The sequence below is a fragment of the Pseudomonas sp. OIL-1 genome (assembly GCF_010669185.1).
GTDB lineage: Bacteria > Pseudomonadota > Gammaproteobacteria > Pseudomonadales > Pseudomonadaceae > Halopseudomonas > Halopseudomonas profundi.
In genome coordinates, this window is sequence record NZ_CP048629.1 from 2,652,541 (window position 1) to 2,675,473 (window position 22,933).

General features: G+C 56.1%; 22 protein-coding genes. 17 read left to right on the top strand and 5 right to left on the bottom strand.

All coding sequences use genetic code 11. The annotated features are described in order from the left end of the window. Window positions 1–155: 155 nt before the first annotated feature. A complete protein-coding gene (locus G3M63_RS12400; RefSeq protein WP_163983320.1) occupies window positions 156–1,379 on the bottom strand; it encodes a GAF domain-containing sensor histidine kinase in 1,224 nt (407 codons plus the stop codon). Between the two features lie 368 nt (window positions 1,380–1,747). On the opposite strand from G3M63_RS12400, the gene G3M63_RS12405 reads away from it, so the two are divergent. The 4 genes from G3M63_RS12405 to G3M63_RS12420 all read left to right on the top strand — a co-directional run bounded on the left by G3M63_RS12405 (window position 1,748) and on the right by G3M63_RS12420 (window position 5,056). Next, window positions 1,748–2,134, top strand: a complete 387-nt coding sequence (locus tag G3M63_RS12405; protein ID WP_163983321.1) for a DoxX family protein — start codon at window positions 1,748–1,750, stop codon at window positions 2,132–2,134. 111 nt (window positions 2,135–2,245) lie between these two features. After that, the gene (gene tenA / locus G3M63_RS12410) at window positions 2,246–2,914 is read left to right on the top strand and encodes a thiaminase II (RefSeq protein WP_163983322.1); all 669 of its coding nucleotides are present in this window, start codon (window positions 2,246–2,248) and stop codon (window positions 2,912–2,914) included. Between the two features lie 146 nt (window positions 2,915–3,060). Continuing rightward, window positions 3,061–3,816 (top strand): alpha/beta fold hydrolase, encoded by a 756-nt coding sequence (locus tag G3M63_RS12415; protein WP_163983323.1) that lies wholly within the window; start codon window positions 3,061–3,063, stop codon window positions 3,814–3,816. Between the two features lie 85 nt (window positions 3,817–3,901). Next, a complete protein-coding gene (locus G3M63_RS12420) occupies window positions 3,902–5,056 on the top strand; it encodes an aldo/keto reductase (protein ID WP_163983324.1) in 1,155 nt (384 codons plus the stop codon). A gap of 38 nt (window positions 5,057–5,094) precedes the next feature. Here G3M63_RS12420 and G3M63_RS12425 read toward each other — a convergent pair whose 3' ends face one another. Beyond that, window positions 5,095–5,328, bottom strand: a complete 234-nt coding sequence (locus G3M63_RS12425) for a cysteine-rich CWC family protein (protein ID WP_163983325.1) — start codon at window positions 5,326–5,328, stop codon at window positions 5,095–5,097. Between the two features lie 401 nt (window positions 5,329–5,729). Between G3M63_RS12425 and G3M63_RS12430 the strand changes: the two genes are divergently transcribed. From G3M63_RS12430 to G3M63_RS12445, 4 genes are all read left to right on the top strand, one after another. Beyond that, the gene (locus tag G3M63_RS12430; RefSeq protein ID WP_163983326.1) at window positions 5,730–7,100 is read left to right on the top strand and encodes an NAD(P)/FAD-dependent oxidoreductase; all 1,371 of its coding nucleotides are present in this window, start codon (window positions 5,730–5,732) and stop codon (window positions 7,098–7,100) included. Next, complete coding sequence (locus G3M63_RS12435) at window positions 7,097–8,188, top strand: DMT family transporter (protein WP_163983327.1); 1,092 nt, start codon at window positions 7,097–7,099, stop codon at window positions 8,186–8,188. The genes G3M63_RS12430 and G3M63_RS12435 overlap by 4 nt, the downstream gene beginning before the upstream one ends. Before the next feature lie 15 nt (window positions 8,189–8,203). After that, entirely contained in the window at window positions 8,204–8,497 is a 294-nt protein-coding gene (locus G3M63_RS12440; protein ID WP_150300911.1) for a hypothetical protein, read from the top strand. Between the two features lie 425 nt (window positions 8,498–8,922). Then, window positions 8,923–10,485, top strand: a complete 1,563-nt coding sequence (locus G3M63_RS12445) for a hypothetical protein (protein ID WP_163983328.1) — start codon at window positions 8,923–8,925, stop codon at window positions 10,483–10,485. A 135-nt stretch (window positions 10,486–10,620) separates the two neighbouring features. Here the strand turns inward: G3M63_RS12445 and G3M63_RS12450 are convergent, their stop codons facing one another. After that, entirely contained in the window at window positions 10,621–11,769 is a 1,149-nt protein-coding gene (locus tag G3M63_RS12450; RefSeq protein ID WP_163983329.1) for a sensor histidine kinase, read from the bottom strand. Window positions 11,770–12,047: 278 nt separating this feature from the next. Between G3M63_RS12450 and G3M63_RS12455 the strand changes: the two genes are divergently transcribed. The 3 genes from G3M63_RS12455 to G3M63_RS12465 all read left to right on the top strand — a co-directional run bounded on the left by G3M63_RS12455 (window position 12,048) and on the right by G3M63_RS12465 (window position 15,238). Then, window positions 12,048–14,246, top strand: coding sequence for an OsmC domain/YcaO domain-containing protein (locus G3M63_RS12455; protein WP_163983330.1), 2,199 nt, complete (start codon window positions 12,048–12,050; stop codon window positions 14,244–14,246). Between the two features lie 69 nt (window positions 14,247–14,315). Further along, the gene (locus G3M63_RS12460; RefSeq protein ID WP_163983331.1) at window positions 14,316–14,897 is read left to right on the top strand and encodes a DJ-1/PfpI family protein; all 582 of its coding nucleotides are present in this window, start codon (window positions 14,316–14,318) and stop codon (window positions 14,895–14,897) included. Between the two features lie 35 nt (window positions 14,898–14,932). Then, window positions 14,933–15,238, top strand: coding sequence for a ribbon-helix-helix domain-containing protein (locus tag G3M63_RS12465; protein WP_163983332.1), 306 nt, complete (start codon window positions 14,933–14,935; stop codon window positions 15,236–15,238). 31 nt (window positions 15,239–15,269) lie between these two features. Here G3M63_RS12465 and nadE read toward each other — a convergent pair whose 3' ends face one another. Continuing rightward, entirely contained in the window at window positions 15,270–16,097 is an 828-nt protein-coding gene (gene nadE / locus G3M63_RS12470; RefSeq protein WP_163983333.1) for an ammonia-dependent NAD(+) synthetase, read from the bottom strand. A gap of 407 nt (window positions 16,098–16,504) precedes the next feature. Between nadE and G3M63_RS12475 the strand changes: the two genes are divergently transcribed. The 6 genes from G3M63_RS12475 (at window position 16,505) to G3M63_RS12500 (ending at window position 21,715) form a co-directional block, all read left to right on the top strand. Continuing rightward, window positions 16,505–17,365, top strand: coding sequence for a restriction endonuclease (locus tag G3M63_RS12475; protein ID WP_163983334.1), 861 nt, complete (start codon window positions 16,505–16,507; stop codon window positions 17,363–17,365). Further along, a complete protein-coding gene (locus G3M63_RS12480) occupies window positions 17,358–18,008 on the top strand; it encodes a hypothetical protein (RefSeq protein WP_163983335.1) in 651 nt (216 codons plus the stop codon). The genes G3M63_RS12475 and G3M63_RS12480 overlap by 8 nt, the downstream gene beginning before the upstream one ends. Before the next feature lie 113 nt (window positions 18,009–18,121). Next, complete coding sequence (locus G3M63_RS12485; protein WP_163983336.1) at window positions 18,122–18,319, top strand: hypothetical protein; 198 nt, start codon at window positions 18,122–18,124, stop codon at window positions 18,317–18,319. 371 nt (window positions 18,320–18,690) lie between these two features. Next, window positions 18,691–19,770 (top strand): hypothetical protein, encoded by a 1,080-nt coding sequence (locus G3M63_RS12490; RefSeq protein ID WP_218573602.1) that lies wholly within the window; start codon window positions 18,691–18,693, stop codon window positions 19,768–19,770. 120 nt (window positions 19,771–19,890) lie between these two features. Next, window positions 19,891–20,988, top strand: a complete 1,098-nt coding sequence (locus G3M63_RS12495; RefSeq protein WP_163983338.1) for a DUF262 domain-containing protein — start codon at window positions 19,891–19,893, stop codon at window positions 20,986–20,988. After that, the gene (locus G3M63_RS12500; RefSeq protein ID WP_163983339.1) at window positions 20,981–21,715 is read left to right on the top strand and encodes an MAE_28990/MAE_18760 family HEPN-like nuclease; all 735 of its coding nucleotides are present in this window, start codon (window positions 20,981–20,983) and stop codon (window positions 21,713–21,715) included. Before G3M63_RS12495 ends, G3M63_RS12500 begins: the two co-directional genes overlap by 8 nt. Here the strand turns inward: G3M63_RS12500 and G3M63_RS12505 are convergent. Further along, window positions 21,712–22,776 carry a DNA cytosine methyltransferase gene (locus tag G3M63_RS12505; protein ID WP_163983340.1) on the bottom strand — a complete coding sequence of 355 codons (1,065 nt, stop codon included), beginning with the start codon at window positions 22,774–22,776 and terminating at the stop codon, window positions 21,712–21,714. The two genes, G3M63_RS12500 and G3M63_RS12505, sit on opposite strands and share 4 nt — an antisense overlap. Between the last annotated feature and the right edge of the window lie 157 nt (window positions 22,777–22,933).

Genomic DNA, 22,933 nt, shown 5'->3' on the forward strand with positions numbered 1-22,933 from the left:
GCAAGTGGCGACTGACCGGTAACATGGCGTAGCGCAGCGCTACATCCATCAGGACGTCCGGGTTGCCCCAGGGGTTGTTGAACGACTGCTCAACGGCGAGCATTATTTGGGTGTGGCGTAGCGTACAGCGCCATACACAACCGGAATGCAGGCCTCTAGGCTGGCTTACCGATCGGTTGCAGCGCTACTCTTTCAACAACGTTGGGCAATCTCGCCACAAAGCGGGTGCCGTTCTCCGGAGTAGAGGAGACCGAGAGGGTGCCATCGTGCGCCGCAGCAATCTGGGAGGCAATGTATAAACCCAATCCCAGTCCCTTGCCTCTACCGCCTGCGTTGGAACGGGTAAAGGGTTGGAACAAGAGCGACATCAGTTCCTGGGGAATAACGGGGCCACTATTGGTTACCGACAGGGCGATCTCGCCGTTCTCTGTCTTTGCTGTGACGTCGACTGGCGAATCGGGAGAGCCGTGGGTGACTGCATTGATCAGGAGATTCGAGAGTAACTGCCCCATTCTGCCGGCGTCACAAAAGCTCTGCGACTCTATTGAAAAATGACTGTTTATCGAGACCTCAGGATGAGAGACCGTGATCTCGTCTACGACGGAATTTAGAACTGCAAGCAGGTCCCTGGTTACTTCGCGCTTGACGGGGATGCCGTCACCAAGGCGTCCATTGGAGAAATCCAGTACATCTTCAATGAGCGAACTCATTCGCCGTGAACTTTGTTTGATACCGGAGGCGAGTTCGCGCTCGCGTTCGCCGGTGAGCTTGGCTTCCAGTAACTCGGAGCTCATACCGATTGCCGTGAGCGGCGAGCGCAGGTCGTGGCCCAGAACGGCAATAAACTGCTCGCGCAGACGACCAGTCTCTTCTTCGTTGATCAACGCAACCTGTGTTGTTTCCTGGGCTTGTTGCATGTCCAGCTGGAGCCCGATTAGTTGTGCGTAAAGGCCTAAGGTATTCAGAACGGCCATTTCATCGAATTGTGCGGGAGCGGTGTCAATGGCGCAGAGTGTTCCGAAGAACTCACCGTCGGCTGTGATGATGGGGATGGATACGTAACTTTCCAGCTGATAGAGCCTTGGCGTGTGATGCACAGAGTAAACACTGTCTTCACTGGCGTGCCGGAATATCATCGGGCGACGGTGATCGCGAATCTCGTTACAGATGGTCGTCTCAAGTACCAGCTCACCGCCAGGCTCCAGCCCAAAGTCGATAGAGTCGTCCACCGCGCAGGCGACCCATCGGGAATCGGTCACTCTTGCGACGGCAGCGAAGCGCATCCCTGTGGTGTGTTTCACCATGCTGAGGATAAGCGAGACAGCGTCGATCCTGGCGATTCGTGTTACGTCGCGGTCGAGGTCGGATGGAGAGGACATCGGAATAGCCATAATCGAAAAAGTTGAAATTGCCCGTGATCTTATGCGGAACGAGCGTATTTTCCCATGAAAAATACGCTTCGGTGATCAGGGGTTGGCGAGCGCCTGCTCGCGGACATGGCGTAGCGCAGGCGCGCTACACCCCCAGGAAGCTCGGATTGATCCTGCGGTTGGCGAGCGGCTTGGGCCGCGTTCGCACGCGCCGACAGGGTGTGGCAACGGCGGGCTACGGCCCTTGGCTCGGTGGTCCGCGGCTTGTTAACGGTGGAAAAGTAACAGCGCCGGGTTTTGCGGTACTGCATTGACCAACCAGTCATCACCACTACGCTTGTAGCAACGCTCACAACCAACCACGACGGGTGACTTCAATGCTTGAGAACCTTCACAACCAATACGTTATGGCAATAGGCCGTGTGCTTCTGGTGCTGATTTACTTCCTGGGTGGTTTCGCTTTGCTGACGGGTGATATGCCCGTCGAGTATGCAGCATCGAAGGGCCTCCCGGCCGTTGCCGTGTGGGTCGGGTTCGCTATCAAGCTATTCGCCGGCTTGGCGGTGATCATCGGATTCCAGACGCGGATCGCAGCCTGTTTGCTGATCCTGTTCACGCTGGGTACAGCGTTTATCTTCCATCCGTTCTGGGTCGAGGGAGAATGGAACAGTTTCTGGAAAGAGATCTCGATGATTGGCGGGCTGTTGCTGCTGGCTGCGGTGGGGCCAGGACCTTTGAGCATCGACGAGCGCAACAAGCGCTAGGCTTGCCGTCCTGTTTGTGGCACGACGTGCGCGGCGCGATTGCGTTCGCGCCGGCTGTGCCAGGGTGCGTCCTGTCACGATATTCGTTATAAGAAACAGAGAGATAAATAGATGGCCTATACCTTCGATCACCTCAGAGAACACTGCCAGCGCGAATGGGATGCCTACATCCAGCACGCTTTCGTCAGTCAGCTGGGGGAGGGCAGGCTGGCACCGGAGTCGTTTCGTCATTATCTCAAGCAGGATTATCTGTTCCTCATTCAGTTTGCTCGCGCCTTTGCCCTGGCGGCCTACAAGAGCTCGACGCTGGATGACCTGCGGCAGGCCAAAGCGGGACTTGAGGCGATTGTGGATCTGGAGCTGGGTCTGCACGTTCAATACTGCAAGGAGTGGGGCATCAGCGAGGAGGAATTGCAGGCGCTGCCTGAAGCGCGGGCGACCCTGGCTTACACCCGCTACGTGCTGGATACCGGTAACCGTGGGGATTTGTTGGACCTGCACGTCGCGCTGGCGCCTTGCCTTGTCGGTTATGGGGAAATTGCCAACTGGCTCAACAGCCGCGCGGAAACCCTACGCGGTAAGCAGAACCCTTATGATGCCTGGATCGCCATGTACGAAAGCGAGGAATTCCAGCACGCCATGCGTGCCGAAATCGACTGGCTGAACCGTGAATTGGCGGATGTAACGCCCCGGCGTTTCGAGCGGCTGGCGCGAATATTCAGCGACGCGACCCGACTGGAAATCGATTTCTGGGCGATGGGGCTGGAGCTTCGCGAGTAGCGATACGCTGTCATGGCAGCGATTCTCAGGACCAAGGGGACCGACGCCAAGACCGGTCATGTATCAAAAATCACAAAATTAGGTTTTTTACTCTAGCCCCGCCGTCCAATACTCGAGCCATAACAGGCGCAAGTTCCGGGGGGCGTATGAGTCGTTTCAAGTCGTTCGATGGGGTAGAGATCTATTATCAGGCCTGGCTGCGTAAATCGGCCTTGCCGCCAGTTGTGTTGCAACATGGTTATGTGGCCAATATGCGCGTCAATTGGGTGGTGCCCGGCATAGTGCGCCGGCTCAACCTGGCCGGACGCAGCGTGATCGCGCTGGACGCGCGGGGGCATGGGCGTTCAGGCAGACCACATGATCCCGCCTCCTATGGCGAATCCCGTATGGCCAAGGACATAAGCTGCCTGCTGGATGAGCTGGGCCTGGAGGAGATCGACCTGGTTGGCTATTCCATGGGCGCTACGGTCGCACTGCTGGCGGCTACGCAGGAACGGCGTATCCGCCGGGTGGTAGCGGGAGGCATTGGCGGCGCCACCTTGCATCTGGATAGCCGTTATCGGGCGAGCGGTCGAAAAGCATTAGCCAACGCCATGCTCGCCAGCCGCTGGAGTATCCGTGATCCGACGTTGGCAGGCTTTAGGTTGCTCGCGGATATGGTCTGGGCCGATCGCAAAGCCATGGCTGCCCAGGCCCTTGCCTTCCACTCCAAACGCATCCCGCTGGAACGCATCACTGTGCCGACCCTGATTCTCGTTGGCGACAGTGATCCCTTCGCCAGCCACCCTCAGAAATTGCAAAGAGCAATCCGCGGTGCGCAACTCAAGGTGGTGCCCGGCGACCATTCCAGTGTGCTGGTCAAACCAGGCTTTCAGAACGCGATTGTGGAGTTTTTGCGGTGAGCCGGTGATGGAACCACCCTGCCAATGACGACGTCACAATCTTGTTATCACAGCCATTCATGTCCCTGTCCCATGGAGGTTTTCCATGCAGCGCCGCGCATTTCTTTCGACCGTCGGCATCGGCACCGCCGGTCTCGCCATGGCACCTTTGCTTGCCAGTGCCCAATCTCCCGCAACGGACACAACCTCTGCCCAGTCCTCATCTTCGTCAGCCGCCACCGCACCAAACGCGCTGCCCCGTAATACCGGCAACGCTCGGCGCTACAGGCCCGAGTACCGTGTTGGACTGGGCGGCGCTGTCGGCCTGGGTGACTCTCGCCGGGTATGGTCCGAACAGCACGCGCTGGATCTACTGAAGACCGCCTGGGATCAGGGCATCCGTTATTACGACACCTCCCCCTGGTACGGCCTGGGGCTGAGTGAGCGCCGCCACGCGATGCTGCTATCACCGCTGATGCCGGACGACTATCTGCTATCGAGCAAAACCGGTCGCATACTCAAGCCGGAAGCCGGCTATTCCCATGACAACTGGCAAGGCGTGAACCACTTCAATTACGAGTATGACTACAGTGCGAGCGCCACGCGCCGTTCGATCGAAGACAGCCTGCAGCGCATGGGCGTGCCGAGCCTGGACATGGTATTCATTCATGACCTTTCTCCAGACAACAAGGATCTGGGTGAGCGCTGGACCGAATATATGGACCAGGCGGTGGAAGGCGCCATGCCCGAACTGATCAAGATGCGTGAGGAAGGACTGATCAAGGGGTGGGGCATGGGCGTGAACGAACTGGCGCCAGCGCGCGCAGCGATAGAGCGATCCGATCCCGATGTGATTCTGTTGGCTACACAGTACTCACTACTCAAGCACGAAGACGCTCTGAACGATCTGTTTCCGCTTGCCAGCGAGCAGGGCCAGACCTTTGTGCTTGGCGCACCGCTCAACTCCGGCTATCTCGCCGGTAATGAGTACTTCAACTACAGCAAGGACGTGCCTGCTGAGATACGCGAAAAGCGGGAACGCTATCGCCAGCTGGCCGAGCAGCACGAAGTGGATCTGCGTACCGCAGCGTTACATTTCTGCAATGCACCGGACGTCGTTTCATCCGTTCTGCACGGCGCCAGCAGACCCGAGCACATTAAAGAGAACGTGGCGTCCATGTCGGCCACCGTACCAAAGGAATTCTGGGAAGCCGCCAAGGAGCAGGGGCTTATGGCCGAGAATGCGCCAGTGCCGAAATAGAAGGTGAGTCGAGTGCAAAGGGCGCCGGGTTAGCGCTGTCAGACCGGTGGCGCGCCTGCCGTTTCGTCGTCCAGGTACAGCCCGGCGGCGCATTGAGCGCACAGGCAGACTTTGTTGACCTGCTCACCCGGCACCTGGGCGAGTGCTTCCCTACTTATTGGCACGTTGAAACACCAGCATGGCGCGCCGGTATCTGAGGCCGCGGCAGAGGTGCACTGGTTTGCGCCGGCACAAAGGGGACAAAGGCTGGTGGAGGTGGGTGTCATATTCATCGGTTCAACGCCGTGGGTCGGCTCCGCAAGTGATTCACGTCAATAGGAGCAGTGTGCCAGCGGTATAAACACAGCGATACCCGAAATATGTTAAGGTGCCGCCCCTGGCATACGAGTTACCAAGTATTTTCCTCTGCTTGACCCGTTCGAGCGCTTCCCTCCGGCGTATTCTCGATTTCTCGTATTTCAGCTCGGCGGCCTGCCCGCCCCCGGCCGTCTGTTTCATCCGACAGATGCTGCCTTCATTACATGCGCCATCGGTAGACCCGACGTTAGTGCGCCCATTGCGGAGCCTCATGGCCGGACCCTCGACGGTCTGCGCTGCGCTCATTTCCGCTGTTAATCGTCGCCCGGGCTGTTCTCGCCTGGCGCACGATGCATCGCTGTTAACTGGAGTCATTATGACCTTAAGAATCGCCATTCTAGGCGCCGGCCCGAGCGGCCTGGCCCAACTACGTGCTTTCGAAGCTGCCCGCCGTGACGGTGCCGAGATTCCCGAGATCGTCTGCTATGAAAAGCAGAGCGATTGGGGCGGCCTGTGGAACTACACCTGGCGCACCGGCCTGGATGCCTACGGCGAGCCCGTCCACGGCAGCATGTATCGCTACCTGTGGTCCAACGGCCCCAAGGAATGTCTCGAATTCGCTGATTACAGTTTCGAAGAACATTTCGGCCGTCCTATTCCGTCCTATCCGCCGCGTGCCGTGCTGCATGACTACATCATGGGGCGCGTGGCCAAGAGCAACGTGCGTCAGTACATCCGCTTCAACACCGCGGTGCACTGGGTCGCCCAGGACGAAGCGACCGGCAAATTTGCGGTCACAACACGAGATCTCAAGCAGGACGAGCTGCAGACCGAAGAGTTCGATCATGTGATCGTCGCGACCGGGCACTTCTCGACGCCCAATGCGCCGTACTTTGAAGGTCTGGAGCAGTTCCCCGGCCGTGTACTGCATGCGCATGATTTCCGCGACGCCTGCGAATTCGAAGGCAAGGATCTGCTGCTGATCGGCAGTAGCTATTCCGCAGAAGACATCGGCACCCAGTGCCACAAGTACGGTGCCAGATCGGTCACCTTCAGCTATCGCACCCAGCCCATGGGCTTCGATTGGCCGGAGTCGTTCGCCGAAGTGCCACTGCTGACCGAAGTGGTCGGTAAGACCGCCCACTTCAAGGACGGCACCCGCAAGGACGTCGACGCGATCATTCTGTGCACCGGGTACCAGCATCACTTCCCGTTCCTGCCCAACGAGCTGACGCTGACCACGCACAACCGGCTCTACCCTGAAGGCCTGTACAAGGGCATCGTTTCCCTGGCCTGTCCGCAGCTGATGTTTCTCGGCATGCAGGATCAGTACTACACCTTCAACATGTTCGACGCCCAGGCCTGGTATGCCCGCGACCTGATGCTCGGTCGCATCAAGCTGCCAGCAGCAGCGGCGATGCAGGCCGACTGCAGCGAATGGGTGAGCCGCGAAGAGCAGGTCGCCAATCCCTTCGAGGCAATCGACTTCCAGGCTGATTACATCCTCGATCTGCTTGAGCCTACCGACTATCCAGCGTTCGATGTGACCGGCGTGGCCGAGATCTTCAAACAGTGGGAGCACCACAAGGAAGCGGACATCCTCGGTTATCGCAACAAGAGCTATCGCTCGACGTTGACCGGTACCCTGGCGCCCGTGCACCACACGCCCTGGATGGATGCCATGGACGATTCGCTGGAAGCCTTCCTCTACGAAGAGCAAGCCCAGCCGACAAAGGAAAGCGCATGAGTCAGGCAAGCCTGAGCCAGGCGCGCTCGCGTTTCACCTCCAGCAGTATCCGCTGGGGGTTCATGTGGGCGCTATGGTGCGCCGTGCTCTGGGGCGCCTGGTATGTGCCGGGCTCTGCAGTCTGGTTTGAAGCGCCCTATATTGACTTGAGCTACGAGACCAATGCCGAGTTCCTGCTGGCTGCGGCGGTGCTGACTACCTTTAACGCCATCGCTGTGCTGTTCTTCCTGTTTGTCTGGAACGGGGTGTTGGGTAAATGGGGCGAATACGTACGCACCATCAAACAGATGCGCTATATATCCAAGTGGTTCTTCATAGGCGCCATCTTTGGTGGCCCTATGGCGATCTTTGGCTCGTATCTGGCGATGGGTTATATCGGCGGGGCCTTCGCGGCCATCTCGGCGCTGATGTATCCAATCATCGGCGCCACGCTGGCCAGGCTCTGGTACCAGGAGAAGATCACACGGCGCGCCGCGCTGGGTATCTTCATCATCCTGGCAGGCGGCATAACGGTATATGCTCCCGGCATCATCGGTGAGCTTACCGGTACTGGCGAGGCCGGCTGGCTTGGCTATCTCGGCGGCGCGATGGCAGCGCTGGGCTGGGGTGTTGAAGGCGCAATCGCCGGCCGCGGACTGGATGTGGCTGACCCGGATGTGGGCATTACCGTGCGCTTCACGGCTGAAGTGCTCTACTGGGTAGTGCTGATTCTGCCTGCGATCTTCCTCTTCACCGATCAACCGGTGGTGGAGCTGGTCGTCGCGACCTTCAACTGGGCTGCTTTGGGCTGGCTGACGCTGGCGGGCGTGACCTTCGCCTTCTGCTATGTCTCCTGGTACAAGTCCTTCCCCTTGATCGGAGTAGGGCGCGGACAAGCGATTGCGGCGCTGTACGGGCTGTTTGCGGTGATTTTCCTCGCGGCGTTCACCCTCAAGTTTCCCGAATGGAACTTCCTTGCAGGCCTGGTCCTGTTCGTCACGGGCGGGTTCGTCATGTACACGGAAAACAACGAAGTACTCGAAGTCGTGCGTGCCGTTTCCAGCGACAGCGAAACGTCCACCACTGCTGCCAGTTCGGCCAACGTGTAATCAGAGGAGCAACCCATGAAAAAACTGCACATGAAAGGCCGGATTCTGCAGCTGATCGATGCCAAGCAGGACGATGGCATCTGGGACTGGCAAGTCACCGATGCGTTGATGAGCGAGTTTGGTCTCAGCGGTGCGTATTGGCGCGGCAATACTCGCGTCACGCTGACCGACTTGTTCTCCAGCGGCATTATCGAGAGCGTAGAGGAGAAGCTCGACGACGAGGCCTATTTCGGCGCTGGCCGAGTGCTGTTCAAGTTTCGCCTCAACGACTTCGGTCGGCAGCGCATGCGTGACACCGCGCTGGCCTGACCGCCAGCATTACCCACCACAACCAAGGAGATACCATGTCTGATTTCTGGGGTTTTCCGGGGGCTGATATGCTCGCCGTCGCCGTCATTATCGTACTCAGCGGCTTGGCTCTGTACCAGGCGCGCACTTTTGTGATCAAGCTTTAAACCCAAACCGCACGACGGGAGCTGCTGAAGTTCGGACCGGGTCTTGAAGTACGAGGCCGTGTCATCAGCTCCTGGTTGGTGTGCAGAAGTATCCAAGAATGCTTTATTCGCATATATGCTTTCGTGCGGATCGTCGTCTCGCCATGCGGGCAGAATCGGCCTAGCGTTAATAGTACAAGCTGCGCATGCAGAGCCCAGCACTGGTAGTACTGTATTCAGGTCCTGATTGGTTTTTCGACATGCCGGCTCCATACCTTCACGGTTTATTGGAGAGATGTCATGAACGCTTACCTACGCTTCGCGATTCTCGCTACTTCCCTCAATGTCGCTTTTCCTGCCAGCGCCGAGGAAGCCATCGGTACTGTCAATTTCCAGGCCAACTGTGCCGAGCATTTACGTCCCGATGTCGATCACGCCTTGGGCATGATGCACCACATGATGTATACCCAGGCGCTTGCCGAGTTCGAAGCCGTTGCGCAAAAGGCCCCTGGCTGCGCTGCTGCTCACTGGGGCGTTGCCACATCGATATTGCAGCCACTGTGGGGCACAACGCCGAGTGAAGCAGAAATCACACGGGGCAGGGAGGCTATCGAGCAAGCCCGGCAAACGGTTGAGGATGAGCGGGAAAAACTGCTGATTGAGGCAACGGCTGCGTTCTTCGAGCCGGAGACCGGGCAAGTCAGAGAACGGTTGTCCGGGTGGATAGCAGGGATGGAAGAGGCCTACCAGGCCTTTCCGGAGGATCTCAACGTTGCCACGCTTTACGCTTTATCACGGCTGACGCGCGCTCTGTACGCCGATAACCCGCAAGCCCTGCATGACGAGGCCGAGCGTGTGTTGCGTGCAGCCTGGGAAACCGAACCCACCCATCCCGGCGCGGTGCACTACAGCATCCATGCCACCGATGCTGATGGTCGCAGCGCAAATGCCACAAAAATCGTGGACTCCTACGGCGAGATCGCGCCCGAAGTACCTCACGCCTTGCATATGCCTTCGCACATCTATGTGAGGCTTGGTGATTGGCCGCGCACGATTGAATGGAACCGCCGGTCAGCTGACGTAGCAAGAGATCATAAAGAAGGTGATGCCACATCGTTTCACTACATTCATGCTATGGACTACCTCGTTTACGGGCATCTCCAGCGCGGAGAGGATGAGGCAGCTGAAACTGTCTGGAAAACGGCACAGGCCAACGGGCCCCATCAGGGCAACTTTCCGGGCGCCTACCATTTGGCTTCTATCCCGGCCAGGTTGGCTGTCGAAGCCCGTAACTGGGATGCCGCAGCGGCGGTCACGCCCCGCGAACCTGGTTATATCAGTTGGGACAAGTTCGCCTGGCCCGATGGGTTGAGCTGGTTTGCCCGCGGCCTGGGCGCTGTACATAGCGGTGATCTGGATGCCGCCCGTGAAGCCGAACAGCGCATGGCCACGCTGGTAGAGGAGGCGAAGTCAGCCGCCGACGCACGCTTTGCGGTCTATCTGGAGGTAGACCGCAAGATCCTTGCAGGGTGGATCGCAAACGCGGAAGGTAACCCTGAACGCGCCGTCGAGCTGATGGAGTCCGCCGGAGAGCTTGAATCGACCGTAGAAAAACACCCCGTGTCGCCAGGCGCGCTGCTGCCGCCCTATGAGGCCCTCGGCGACCTGTTGCTCTCGCTGGACCGCCCGACCGAGGCGCTGGCGGCCTACGAACAGTCGGACCAAACCTGGCCCCAGCGTTACAACACGCTGCAAGGCGCCTCGCGCGCTGCGGAGGAGGCGGGTGACACCGAATCTGCGTCGCAATGGCGGCAACGCTTACAAGAGACAGCACCCGAGACCACGCGTAAAACGGGCGCATGAGATCAGCGGAGCAGGACCCAGACAGGGTGTGTACTGTCGCAAGCTGATGTCTCAGCTTACGACAGCGGGGTCTTCACCGGTGCTATAGCGCTTGTGGCCACTGAGCCTGTGCGCGAGGGTGGGAAAAGTGCGCGCTCAACGTCGCTCGGAGCGATCGCTAGGGTTTCGCGGTAACACGACGCTGAAGATCGTTCCGGCGCTCTGGCTGGACGTCACATGGACGCTGCCGTTATGAGCCGTGACCAGCTCTTTGACGATATACAGGCCCAGCCCAAGGTTTCGATTCGGGTTGCCCTGCGCATAATGTTTGCGGGTCGAGATTTCGAAGATCGCGTTCTGATCCGATGTGGGTATGGGTTTGCCGTCATTCTTGACGGTCAGGATGACCTTGTCATCGCTGCCTTCGCAGGCCACCTCAATCTCGCCATTCGCATCGCCATGTTGCAAGGCGTTGCTGATCAGGTTCTGACAGATCTGCGCGACGCGAAGCGCGTCCCAGGTGCCGGTGCAGTCGCCCGACACGCGGTGCAGAAAGCTATGATCCTGATGAACAGAGCGAAATTCTTCGACGAGCTGATGGGAGGTGGCTGCCAGATCCGCTGGTCCAAAACTTATCTTCAGCCCCGTTCCAAGGCGGCTTTCGGTAAAGTCCATCAGGTTGTCCAGCATTTCTTTCATGCGGTATATGCTGGAAATCATCACCGGCGCCAGTCGGCTCGGGGTTTCGGCGGCCTCTTCCAGTTTCTTCAGTTTTGCCGCGCCGAACTGCATTACCTGCAATGGCGAGCGAAGATCATGGCTGAGCATCCCGACAAAAATATTCGAGTTCTCGGTGACCACTTCCGAATAACGCGCAACGGATTCTGCCAACGCCTGATCTATCGCTTCGTTGAATCGAATCATGTCATCCACGTGGTGTTCGTCTTCATGCATGCCTGTGGCGATATCTCTCAACCACAGACGCAAGACGCTGGCGCGTAATGCGCGATACTCGGCCACCAACAGGCGTATGGAGAAGCCTGCGCTAAGGCGCTCATTGGCATGGTCCTCTGCTGCGGTGTCGCGACCAGTTTTGGGGCTGTTGCCCTGCGACTTCGTCGTTTGCTGCGATTCGGTCTGTTCTGTCGCCATGTCCAGAACAATCACTTCCAGCATATTCTGCGCATGATCCCTGAGATCGGTTACATCCAGGTTCCCGCCGGTCGGCTGAATCTCACGAGCAAAATCTTCCCATTCCTTCAGGATTGCTTCCATGTTGCTGGAAATGAAACGGTGTAAACGCATAGCTGAGTGCTCGGGTCGACGTCTGGATTGCCAGGAATTCAAACGGAAATGTGAAGATGCTGATGTCTCTGCAGCGGCGGGCGTGATTTGGCTGCCGTGCTGAAAGGGGAGGTTTGACTATACGGAGCGGGGCGTCCCAAAGCCAGCCGAGTGACGGTCCGTTCCACACTGTGTATTCAGGCGCCAGTATGAAGTACCTGATGACCAGCGCATGACTTCCCACTCAAAAGCCGGATAATGGCGGCCAATTCGTCCTGCTCGTCATTCTGGTGCCCCCCATGGAAATCAAGGTCAACTTTCTCGACAACCTTCGACTTGAAGCCAAGTTCGATGACTTCACGGTGGTGGCTGATCAACCCATCCGCTACAAGGGCGACGGCTCGGCGCCGGGTCCGTTCGATTACTTTCTGGCCTCATCGGCGCTGTGTGCAGCCTATTTTGTGAAGCTGTACTGCAATACCCGCAATATTCCCACCGACAACATTCGCCTGTCGCAGAACAACATAGTTGACCCTGAAAACCGCTACAACCAGATCTTCAAGATCCAGATCGAATTGCCAGCGGACATGTCCGACAAGGATCGCCAGGGGATTTTGCGTTCCATCGACCGTTGCACCGTGAAAAAGGTGGTGCAAACCGGGCCCGAGTTCGTCATCGAAGAAGTGGAAAGTCTGGACGCCGATGCCCAGGCATTGCTGATGCCCCTTGCTGCGACAGGCGAGGGCACCCGTGTGCTGGGCAAGGATCTGCCCCTGGAGCAGACCATTACCAACATGTCCGGCATTCTGGCTGAGCTGGGCATGAAGATCGAGATCGCCTCCTGGCGCAACATCGTCCCCAATGTCTGGTCACTGCATGTCCGCGATGCGCAGTCGCCCATGTGCTTTACCAACGGCAAGGGTGCGACCAAAGAGGCCGCGTTGGCTTCGGCGCTGGGTGAATTTATCGAGCGGCTGAACTGCAACTTCTTCTATAACGATCAGTTCTGGGGCGAAGACCTCGCCAACGCGCCCTTCGTACATTACCCAAACGAGCGCTGGTTCAAGCCTGGCCGCAAGGATGCATTGCCAGCTGAGATCCTCGATGAGTACTGCCTTGAGATTTACAATCCCGACGGCGAACTGCACGGCTCGCATTTATACGACACCAACTCCGGCAACATGGAGCGCGGTATCTGCTCGCTGCCCTATGTGCGCCAGTCCGATGGCGAGACAGTGTACTTCCCCTCCAACCTGATCGAGAACCTGTTCCTCAGCAACGGCATGAGTGCCGGTAACACGCTGGCCGAAGCGCAGGTGCAGTGCCTGTCGGAAATTTTCGAGCGTGCGGTGAAACGCGAGATCCTCGAAGGTGAGCTCGCGCTGCCCGATGTGCCGCAGGCCGTGCTGGCTAAGTATCCCGGCATTCTGGCCGGCATTCAGGGGCTGGAGGAGCAGGGCTTTCCGGTATTGGTGAAGGATGCCTCATTGGGCGGTGCCTACCCGGTGATGTGCGTCACCCTGATGAACCCGCGCACCGGCGGCGTGTTCGCCTCCTTCGGCGCGCACCCGAGCTTTGAAGTCGCGCTGGAACGCAGCCTGACGGAATTGCTGCAGGGCCGTAGTTTCGAAGGCCTGAACGACTTGCCCGCGCCGACATTCGAAAGCCAGGCGGTGACCGAGCCGAACAATTTTGTCGAGCATTTCATCGATTCCAGCGGCGTGGTGTCCTGGCGCTTTTTCAGCGCCAGGTCGGATTTGGAATTCGTCGAATGGGACTTCTCCGCCGAGGGCGAGCACGCCAATGCCGAGGAAGCCGCGACCCTGTTCGGCATCCTCGAAGACATGGGCAAGGAAGTGTACATGGCCGTATACGACGATCTCGGCGCCACCGCCTGCCGGATCCTGGTGCCGGGTTACTCTGAGGTATACCCGGTCGACGACCTGGTCTGGGACAACACCAACAAGGCGCTGTTCTTCCGCGAGGATATCCTCAACCTGCACAGCCTGGACGAAGAAAGCCTGCAAGCGCTGGTCGATCGCCTGGAAGAAAGCGAACTGGATGATTACACCGATATCACCACGCTGATCGGCATCGAGTTTGACGACAACACCGCCTGGGGCCAGCTTACGATTCTCGAACTCAAGTTGCTGATCTACCTCGTCCTACAGCAGTTTGAAGAAGCAAAAGAACTGGTCGAAACCTTCCTGCAATTCAACGACAACACCGCCGAGCGTGGGCTGTTCTATCAGGCGCTGAACGCGGCGCTTGAAGTACAGCTGGACGACGAGTTGGCGCTGGAAGATTACGAGGCCAACTTCCGCCGCATGTTTGGCAACGAGCGCATGGACGCAGTCATCGGTTCAGTAGAGGGCAGCGTGCGCTTCTTCGGTTTGACGCCCACCAGCATGAAGCTGGAAGGACTGGACAGGCATCACCGGATGATCGAGAGCCTGAAGAAGCTGCATGCGGCGCGGGGCAGGGCGGCGGGTTTGTAGTAGCCGCCTGTTACCCGCAGGCCCTCTTAGCGGTGCATGCTGGCCTCACTATTGAAAGGAGGACGAAAAATGACCGCTAAGAAACTATTGTTGCTCGCCGGTGACTTCACCGAAGACTATGAAACCATGGTGCCGTTTCAGGCGCTGACCATGCTCGGTTATCAAGTGGACACGGTGTGCCCGGACAAGAAAGCAGGGGACACGGTGCGTACCGCTATCCATGACTTCGAGGGTGATCAGACCTACACGGAAAAGCCGGGGCACAACTTCGCGTTGAACTATGACTTCGACAAGGTGAAGGTCGAAGACTACGTCGGTTTGGTGATACCCGGCGGCAGGGCGCCAGAGTACTTGCGTCTGAACCAGCGGGTCATCGAGATTGTGCAGCAGTTCGACAAGGCCCAAAAGCCCATTGCCGCGGTATGTCATGGGGCGCAAATCCTGGCAGCAGCTGACGTACTCAAAGGCCGTGAATGCAGCGCGTATCCTGCCTGCGGCCCCGATGTGAAAATGGCTGGCGGCACCTATATGGACATTCCGGTGGATCAGGCCCACGTCCAGGGTAACTTGGTTACGGCCCCCGCCTGGCCGTCTCATCCAGCGTGGCTGGCCGCATTCGTTAAACTGCTGGGCGCTCAGATAACGCTTTGAGTATTCAGATAATTCTTTAACCAGGTGGTGGCCGTATGTGTGAGCTTTACGTCAAAGCCGATCCGATTCTGTATGAATCACGTTCCCGCTCGCTGCGCATACGCGGTGTGGTCACCACGTTGCGGCTGGAGAATCAGTTCTGGCAGATTCTGCAGGAAATTGCCGAGGTCGATGGCATGACCACCAATCAGCTGATCACCAAGTTGTATGAGGAGATCATGGAGCTGCGAGGCGAAGTGGTGAACTTCGCCTCGTTTCTGCGGGTAAGCTGCACGCGCTACCTGGCGCAGCGCGAGGCGCGCCCGGTGCCCTTGTCAGTCGTACGAACCGCGTCGGGCTGAGGCTGGCGCGTCAGCTGCAAGCAGGTATGGGTCAAGGTGCCAAGGGCACCTGACGCTTATGCTCTGTTGCGTCGTAATTTCTGATGATGATCTTCGCGGCCTCCTCATCAACGGCTTCGCCCAGCAGGAACGCATCGATTTGCGCGTAGGTTACCCCGTGGGCATCTTCATCAGGCCGGCCGGGTTCCAGCTCTTCAAGATCGGCAGTGGGGATCTTGCCTACCAGGGATTCAGGCGCACCCAGCTCCGCAGCGATACGCCGCACCTGGCCCTTGACCAGCCCGGATAGTGGGGCCAGATCACAGGCGCCGTCACCGAACTTGGTGAAAAAGCCCATCACCGCCTCGGCAGCATGATCGGTACCGACCACCAGACCATTGACGAAGTTGGCCAGCGTATATTGCGCAATCATGCGGGCGCGGGCCTTGACGTTACCTTTGACGAAATCACGTTTGGCCGGCTCAGCGGGCTCGTCAGCAAAGCAAGCCATCATTGCATCGACCGACTCTTTGATGTCTACCGTGCGTAGCTGATCCGGCTTGATGAAATCCAGTGCCGCCTGCGCATCGTGTTCATCGGCCTGCACGTTATACGGCAAGCGCATGGCGTAGAAGGTCGCCTCATAGCCATCCTGACGCAGCGATTCAACAGCCATCTGGCACAGCTTGCCCCCAGTCGTTGAATCCACACCGCCGCTGATCCCCAACACCAGCGCCCGCGTACCGGAGCGGCGCACAGTGTCCTTGATGAAATCGACACGCCGGTCGATCTCCTGCTTCAGCTCAGCGGTTCCCTTGAGGTTAGGGTTCACTTGCAGTGCGCTGCGAATTTCAGAGCCCCGACTTGATGCAGTGTTCATGCTTGTCTCCTTGATGTTCGGTACGGAAGTGTTCAACGGCCTGATAGTTCGACACGATAAACGAGGTTAGTGCCGACACCAAGACGGAGCATCTGCTATGCAAGCCTCACGCCGAGGTGTGCTTTTTGAGGGTCGCTGTCGGTGCCTCATCGGTTTCACGGTCAGTTACAGATCAATCAATCCCGCGGATTAGGATCGTATCGAGTTTATTTTCCCCTCGATAGTCACACCTAGAGTGTTAGTTTTTCCCGTGGCGTAAAATCGCGAACGGGTTGAAGACGTTGCTGTGAAGACGAATTACTAAGGACTTCTCCGTTGCTGCGGGTGTGGAACGCAACTCTGGCCTTTATTGCGGCGAAGGTTTACCTTACAAGACAAGGCATTAGGCCACTCTCAGGAGCCCATGGATGGCGCGTAGACGTACTTTAACGTTCGAAGATCTAATATCGATCCTTTCCCGCCTGTCCTGGTGGGTCAGCTTATTGATTGGATTTGTCAGCTGGCTGATCCTGAATCCCGTTGCCAGCAGTCCTGTCATTATTCCCACCGGCGTAAAGCCCGGAGACATGTCGGGCGTGATGCTTAGCCAGCTTTGGCACACCTTTGCCATGATTGGCCAATACCTGATTCCCTTCACTTGCCTCATCGGTGCCATAGGCTCTCTCGTCGGCCGTCATCGGCGCAAGGCCCTGCTTGAAGACGTCAAAGCTGCTACCCAGCCCGGCAAAACCATTGATGGACTCAGCTGGCAGCAGTTCGAGCAGCTGATAGGTGAAGCGTTTCGCAGGCAGGGCTACAGCATCACCGAAACCGGCGGTAACGGACCGGACGGCGGCATAGATCTGATCCTGCGTAAGGGTGGGGAAAAGTATCTGGTGCAGTGCAAGCACTGGCGCTCACTGAAAGTCGGCGTGCCGGTGGTACGTGAATTCTTTGGAGCGATGGCGGTGGAAGGGGCGGCAGGGGGCTTTGTTGTCACTTCAGGCGAGTTCACTGGTGCTGCGAAAGCCTTCGCCTCCGGCCGCAATATCCAGCTCCTCGACGGGGCACAGCTCAAACCATGGCTTGCCCAGCATCGCTCACGGCCTGTAGACCCCACGTTCGCCGAGCCCGCACAGCCAGTCCACCAACCGGTACCTGAGAACCCAGTGTGCCCGGTGTGCAACAGCACCATGATCAAGCGACTGGCCAAGCGCGGCGCCAACGCAGGCAATGCTTTCTGGGGATGCTCGAAGTATCCAGGCTGCCGTGGGGTAGCAAATGTCTGATCGTCGGCAAGAGCTGGAAGAACTGTTACTCCGTGCCGATTGGGATGATGCGCCAATCCGGGTCAGGAGCGGGCGGAGCAAGCACACGCGATTGTGGCTGTCGATTCTGGGGGTATGTATCGCGTTTGGTGCCGTAGCGAACTATCTCGACTCGAAGCAACTCATTTGGCAAATCAACGAAGCAGCCGGAACTGCGTCTCCGGCCGTTGTTCGAGCCTCGTCAACGGCACCGAATAAATCCCAACCGGCCGCAATTTCTCATTCGAGCAAGCAGCGCGTTGATAACTACGACGAGCAAGTAAACCGCCTGCTTGCCGAACCAGCGGTACGACCATTTACCACCGAACCCAAGCAAACTGCATTTAACGATGCCAACTACGTGCCGGCTACGCAGGTGAATACAGTCAGCATGAGGCAGCCTCGCTCTGCGATACCGTCGGTGCAGTCTCCGAAGCCAAAGCCTGGGTACGTGACGGTCGTGAAGGAAACGAAGCCAAGTTGCTGGCCATTCAAGCCTGGCAGTATCGATTGCCGCAGCCATAAAAAGGCGATGAAAAGCGCATACAACCACCTGTGCTACAACAGCGAGCGCAAGTATTCCGCTGCGTGCAGAAAATCGGAGCTGTATAACCCAGTGAAGTGAATGGTGGTTGCTTTCGATGCGTGGGATAGGGGCTGAGGCTGCTTACAGGCAAGCGGTAAGTCAGCAAAAAACCTCAGTCCATGGATAGGTAAGCCAGAGGCCCGAAAACCAAAATGGATTACATTTTCGATTTCATATTCAATGTGGCGGCCCATCGTATCGGCGTTCGCGTGCTGAAGTTGCTGACTGGCGGCCAGTTTAAGGGAGAGAGCGGTTACGCCTGGGGCTGCGCCGTTCTGGCAGGCAGCTTAGTAATGATCGCTCCCTTCGCCGCCTTCATAACATGGATGATCTACACCAGTGGCGGATGAACTAATACCTGCTGGGAGCGAAACCTGCCCTAAAAACCGGTGGAATGACCTGCTGGCAAACAGGACCAAAAAAAGGATAAACGGACATGGAACGGCCAGATTACGTAATTCATGGAGAAGTAGCTCGCTTGATACCGGTAGTAGCAGATACCAACCGCGAGCAGCGGGCGGCTTCGATTCTGCTTGCTGCGCTGCGTGGGGTGTATGAGTTTCGGCAGGTGATGTTTGCCTCGCTGGGGCATCGAGTCAGCGCTCGCGCTAGGATGGGCGCCTGGACTGAGGTCGCTTTGGAATGCGACCTGGACATACCCAAAAAGGACCGCCCGGACGGTCTTGTGCAGCTAGTGACCGGCAGCAAACAGTGGTCCGCATTGATCGAAGCCAAGATTGGTAATAACGAAGTGGGTGAAGAGCAGTTGAAGCGCTACCTGCTGCAAGCCAAGAAGAACAAGATTGATGCCGTCATCACCATCACTAACCAGTTTGTCGCCTTGCCAAACCATCATCCAGTAAAGCTTCCAAAAACGCTGCTGAAAGGCGTAGAGCTTTACCATTGGTCCTGGATGTACGCGGTTACGCAGGCAACTTTGCTGCTGGATTCGGGCGACATTACGTCGCCTGATCAGAGATTCATCCTCGAGGAAGTACTGCGCTATTTCAGTCATGATTCCAGCGGTGCAACGCGTTTCGACAGCATGAACCGTGAATGGAAAGAGGTCGTCGCAAAGGTCAAGAGCGGAGCCGTGTTGGGTAAGGCCGCAGAGGAAGTAGAGAATACAGTTTCAAGCTGGCATCAGGAGCAACGCGACCTGTGCCTTGTCATGAGCCGCCAGCTTGGCAGGCAGGTAAAGCAAAAGATCAGTAAAGCCCACCGCAATGAGCCCGTCCTCCGACTCAAGGATGACTGTGAGTTTTTAGCCAAGGAGCACAAGCTAACCTGCTGCCTAACTATTCCTGATGCCGCCGCTGACTTCGATATAACAGCAGATCTGACAAAGCGCACCATAACCTGCTCCATGCGACTGGCTGCACCGCAAGACAAGGTACGCAGTTCGGCTCGCGTTAACTGGTTGATTAAACAAGTCAGCAAGGCGAATGCCGAGGGTTTTTACGTCAAAGCCATCCGCCCAGGCCGTGCCGAAGAAACCCAGACGCCGCTGGCAAAATTGCTTGCAGACGGGAATGCACTGGAAACCCTCTCCACCAACGTAGCACCGAGCGCCTTCGAAGTGTTCTATATGGCCGACCTCGGCGCGCGTTTTTCCGGCGCAAGAGTATTCATCGAGGAGCTCGAAAAGGCTGTACCGCATTTTTACCAGGAAGTAGGACAGAAACTCAGAGCCTGGGTCGCACAGCCACCGAAACTGCAGAAGCGCGACCCGGTCGAGGCGATGGCGATTGAGGATAGTGAAGATGCGGAACAGGTGGTTCTTGAGTCAACTAACGACTGAGCGAGTTAGCGGTATACAACGTGGAAATCAAAATTAGAGGGTCGACCTGTCCCGTTCTGGACTCGGGAGTGCGCGGGTTGGTTTTAATTTATACTAATTGATATTTAGGGTGAGGGGTCTATGGCAAATCAAAGTGAAATGTTTGCTCTTGTTTCTGATGAGCAAAAAGAAAATGCTGAAAAACAAATTATAGAAAAGCAAAAAGAAACTGACTTTGATATACGAGAATATCCCGTTGAAGTCATAGTTTCAAAGTTTCTGAATAAGCTTGAAGAAACAGATAAGTCGGAACTTTTCGTTCCTGATTATCAAAGAGAGCTTGTATGGAGCGAGGAACAGCAAAGTAGATTCATCGAATCTATTTTTTTGAACTTGCCAATTCCGTACTTATACGTTGCGGATGTGACCGAAGGAGAGGATGAAGGGCGCATAGAAATAGTTGATGGATCGCAACGGATCAGGACGCTTGTTCGATTCATTAGTAATGAGTTCCGCCTTGATAAGTTAAAAATGCTTCCGATGCTCAATGGTTTTACTTTTAAGGACTTTTCTATCTCAAGGCAGCTGCGATTTAAGCGCAAGACCATGCGTATGATCGAGTTGATTGAAGTTGATGAGGAGGCGCGTCGCCAATTGTTTGATCGGTTGAATACTGGCGGTACGCGGCTTAAAGATATGGAACAACGATTTGGTTCTCAAGGCGGTCCGTTCACTGATTTTGTGCGCGAGGTGGCTGAGAATGGCGTATTTAGAGCTTTGTGCCCCATCAGTGCTGTTAGGGTCAAGCATCGTGACTATGAAGAAATGGTGTTGAGATTTTTTGCGTATCTCGATAGGTATAAGACTTTCAATAAGAGAGTGGATGATTTCTTGGATGACTACTTAAAAGATATGAATCAAAGAGCTTTTGATTCTGCTGGGCTCGCTGTTTCCTTCAATGCTGTGGTTGCGTTTGTTAACAATTATTTCCCCAATGGATTCAAGAAGAGTGCTCAGAACACCTCCGTGCCACGGATTCGTTTCGAATCTATCGCTGTCGGAGTGGCTCTTGCGTTAGAAGAGATGCCGTCGCTTGTCCCGGCCTCTATGGAATGGGTTGAGTGCGAAGAGTATAAAGCTTTGATTCGATCGGATGCGAGTAACTCCCGCCCTAAAGTTATCAACCGAATTCATTTTGTTCGCGACAGCCTGCTGGGTAGGGATGTTGAATATGTCTGATGCTAATACTCTAGTTGCGGAACTTTACGTTTTGTTTAGACAGCGATACGCCGAGGTAAATCGATATTTAAAATTCGTCGAGTGTATAACTGAGAATCGTGTGGTTGGCTTGCTTAAGCTGGAAGGGGGAGATCGTCTTCCCGTTCCGGGCTTTGAGATGTCTAGAGAACTTACCAAAACCTTCAGGGCAAATGCTTACCTTCTGCTTTATAACTTGGTGGAGGCAACGATGACTAACGCAATTGATACGATTCACAGAGCTATTGAATCTGAAGGCTTAGAGTTTATTAATTTAAGTGAGAAGCTCCAAGCCGTTGCTATTAAGCATTTCAAGATAGCTATGTCTGGAGATGTTAAACATATTCGTCAGAATCTGGAGCATCCTATCGGGATTGCGGTTTTGAGGTTGGGTTATGACCGTGAGAAAATTTTTTCGGGGAATGTTAATTGTTCTGAAATACAAAAAACAGCTAATAATTATGGCTTCATTAGTCCTGACCCGAATGCAAAAGGACGGCAAGTGTTGAGGCTTCTTAACGAGGTCAGAGACAAGCGAAATGGGTTGGCTCATGGCCGACTTTCGTTCGAACAATGCGGGCATGAAACAGCAGCAGAGCACCTGGCTAAAGTATCCAAAGAAACAGCAGTTTACTTGCGTACGGTCCTTTGGTCTGTGTCTATATACTTAAGAAAAAAACAGTACACTGCGGCCCCAATTGTTGCTTAGCTTTCCTGATGTTCAACGCTGGCAGCGCGAGTGTGCAGATATACGTGGGCTTTGATGCTAAGCCCAATTATCTCGCCCAGCCTCACGGGTACGGCATTACCTATCATGCGGCCGATAGCTTTGAATGAGATGCGCTTTCCTTCCATGAATTTATAATCCGCTGGAAAGGACTGAAGAAGAGCTGCTTCTCTTAGAGAGATCGCCCTATGCTGTTCCGGATGCCCAAACCGTCCATTACCAAAGCCGTAACACAAGGTGGTCATAGTAGGGCTGGGCGCGTCGTTTCTCATGCGTCCATACACGCTGGGATAAGTACTACCACTCGCTTTTCGGTGACAATTTGCTATAAGTTCAGGAGGCCAGCTCTTCCATGTACCGCCAGGTACGGAATGCTTGATCCGTTTTAGGTTCAAAGGGGACAGCGTTGCTGCGCGATGCAAGTCGTCATTGGGATCGCTCTCACCGGCCCCTAATGGCGGTAATTTCCCAATAATCTCCTTAACTGTGACGTATTTGCCTTCGTGGGTGGGAGCAATGAGTTCTATCGGTCCGAGCTTTGAAGCCAGAAGAACGTGCCTTTTGCGTTGTTGGGGTAACCCGTATTTTACGCACTCGACTCGCTGGGCCCAGACCTCGTAACCTTGTTCTCTCAGGTTTGCTACGAAGTCATCATAGACTGCGTGCTTAGTCACATCAGGCACATTCTCCATGGTAACCAATTCTGGTTGTACTTCACGGATCAATCGGGAAAAAGCGTTGAGAAGCGGCCATTTCTTGTCGGTGGTGGTGTCTCGGCCCTGATTGTATGTGGAGAAAGGCTGGCAGGGCGCGCAGCCAGCCAATAGCTTGACACGACCGGGGCGATAGTGTTTGAGCAGTTCTTCACCAGTAACATTTTCCACATCCTTGCAGTTGAAAGTGGCTTCATTGTTGTGCTCGTAGGCGAATTTACAGTTGCTATCATTGTCGTATCCGGCCTGAACCTGCACATTGGCGTTGCGCAATCCCGCCGTTAGACCACCCGCACCACAGAACAAATCGACCGCATCAATCATATCCAATCTCCATTATGGTGCTGAGTGTAACCGTGTGCTCGATAAAGATCGAGGCCGATAATCAGCGGATGGGATTTTCGCCATTGCTTGCTAGTGAATCAATACGTAATACCCAATTAATTCGGCGCGCCGAGCGCGATAGCGAACGGTGTCGAGCGGTGTG

Excerpts from the sequence above, each read along its gene's own strand:
- G3M63_RS12400 (WP_163983320.1), bottom strand. The coding sequence starts at position 1,379 with ATGTCCTCTCCATCCGACCTCGACCGCGACGTAACACGAATCGCCAGG.
- G3M63_RS12405 (WP_163983321.1), top strand. The coding sequence starts at position 1,748 with ATGCTTGAGAACCTTCACAACCAATACGTTATGGCAATAGGCCGTGTG.
- tenA (WP_163983322.1), top strand. The coding sequence starts at position 2,246 with ATGGCCTATACCTTCGATCACCTCAGAGAACACTGCCAGCGCGAATGG.
- G3M63_RS12415 (WP_163983323.1), top strand. The coding sequence starts at position 3,061 with ATGAGTCGTTTCAAGTCGTTCGATGGGGTAGAGATCTATTATCAGGCC.
- G3M63_RS12420 (WP_163983324.1), top strand. The coding sequence starts at position 3,902 with ATGCAGCGCCGCGCATTTCTTTCGACCGTCGGCATCGGCACCGCCGGT.
- G3M63_RS12425 (WP_163983325.1), bottom strand. The coding sequence starts at position 5,328 with ATGAATATGACACCCACCTCCACCAGCCTTTGTCCCCTTTGTGCCGGC.
- G3M63_RS12430 (WP_163983326.1), top strand. The coding sequence starts at position 5,730 with ATGACCTTAAGAATCGCCATTCTAGGCGCCGGCCCGAGCGGCCTGGCC.
- G3M63_RS12435 (WP_163983327.1), top strand. The coding sequence starts at position 7,097 with ATGAGTCAGGCAAGCCTGAGCCAGGCGCGCTCGCGTTTCACCTCCAGC.
- G3M63_RS12440 (WP_150300911.1), top strand. The coding sequence starts at position 8,204 with ATGAAAAAACTGCACATGAAAGGCCGGATTCTGCAGCTGATCGATGCC.
- G3M63_RS12445 (WP_163983328.1), top strand. The coding sequence starts at position 8,923 with ATGAACGCTTACCTACGCTTCGCGATTCTCGCTACTTCCCTCAATGTC.
- G3M63_RS12450 (WP_163983329.1), bottom strand. The coding sequence starts at position 11,769 with ATGCGTTTACACCGTTTCATTTCCAGCAACATGGAAGCAATCCTGAAG.
- G3M63_RS12455 (WP_163983330.1), top strand. The coding sequence starts at position 12,048 with ATGGAAATCAAGGTCAACTTTCTCGACAACCTTCGACTTGAAGCCAAG.
- G3M63_RS12460 (WP_163983331.1), top strand. The coding sequence starts at position 14,316 with ATGACCGCTAAGAAACTATTGTTGCTCGCCGGTGACTTCACCGAAGAC.
- G3M63_RS12465 (WP_163983332.1), top strand. The coding sequence starts at position 14,933 with ATGTGTGAGCTTTACGTCAAAGCCGATCCGATTCTGTATGAATCACGT.
- nadE (WP_163983333.1), bottom strand. The coding sequence starts at position 16,097 with ATGAACACTGCATCAAGTCGGGGCTCTGAAATTCGCAGCGCACTGCAA.
- G3M63_RS12475 (WP_163983334.1), top strand. The coding sequence starts at position 16,505 with ATGGCGCGTAGACGTACTTTAACGTTCGAAGATCTAATATCGATCCTT.
- G3M63_RS12480 (WP_163983335.1), top strand. The coding sequence starts at position 17,358 with ATGTCTGATCGTCGGCAAGAGCTGGAAGAACTGTTACTCCGTGCCGAT.
- G3M63_RS12485 (WP_163983336.1), top strand. The coding sequence starts at position 18,122 with ATGGATTACATTTTCGATTTCATATTCAATGTGGCGGCCCATCGTATC.
- G3M63_RS12495 (WP_163983338.1), top strand. The coding sequence starts at position 19,891 with ATGGCAAATCAAAGTGAAATGTTTGCTCTTGTTTCTGATGAGCAAAAA.
- G3M63_RS12500 (WP_163983339.1), top strand. The coding sequence starts at position 20,981 with ATGTCTGATGCTAATACTCTAGTTGCGGAACTTTACGTTTTGTTTAGA.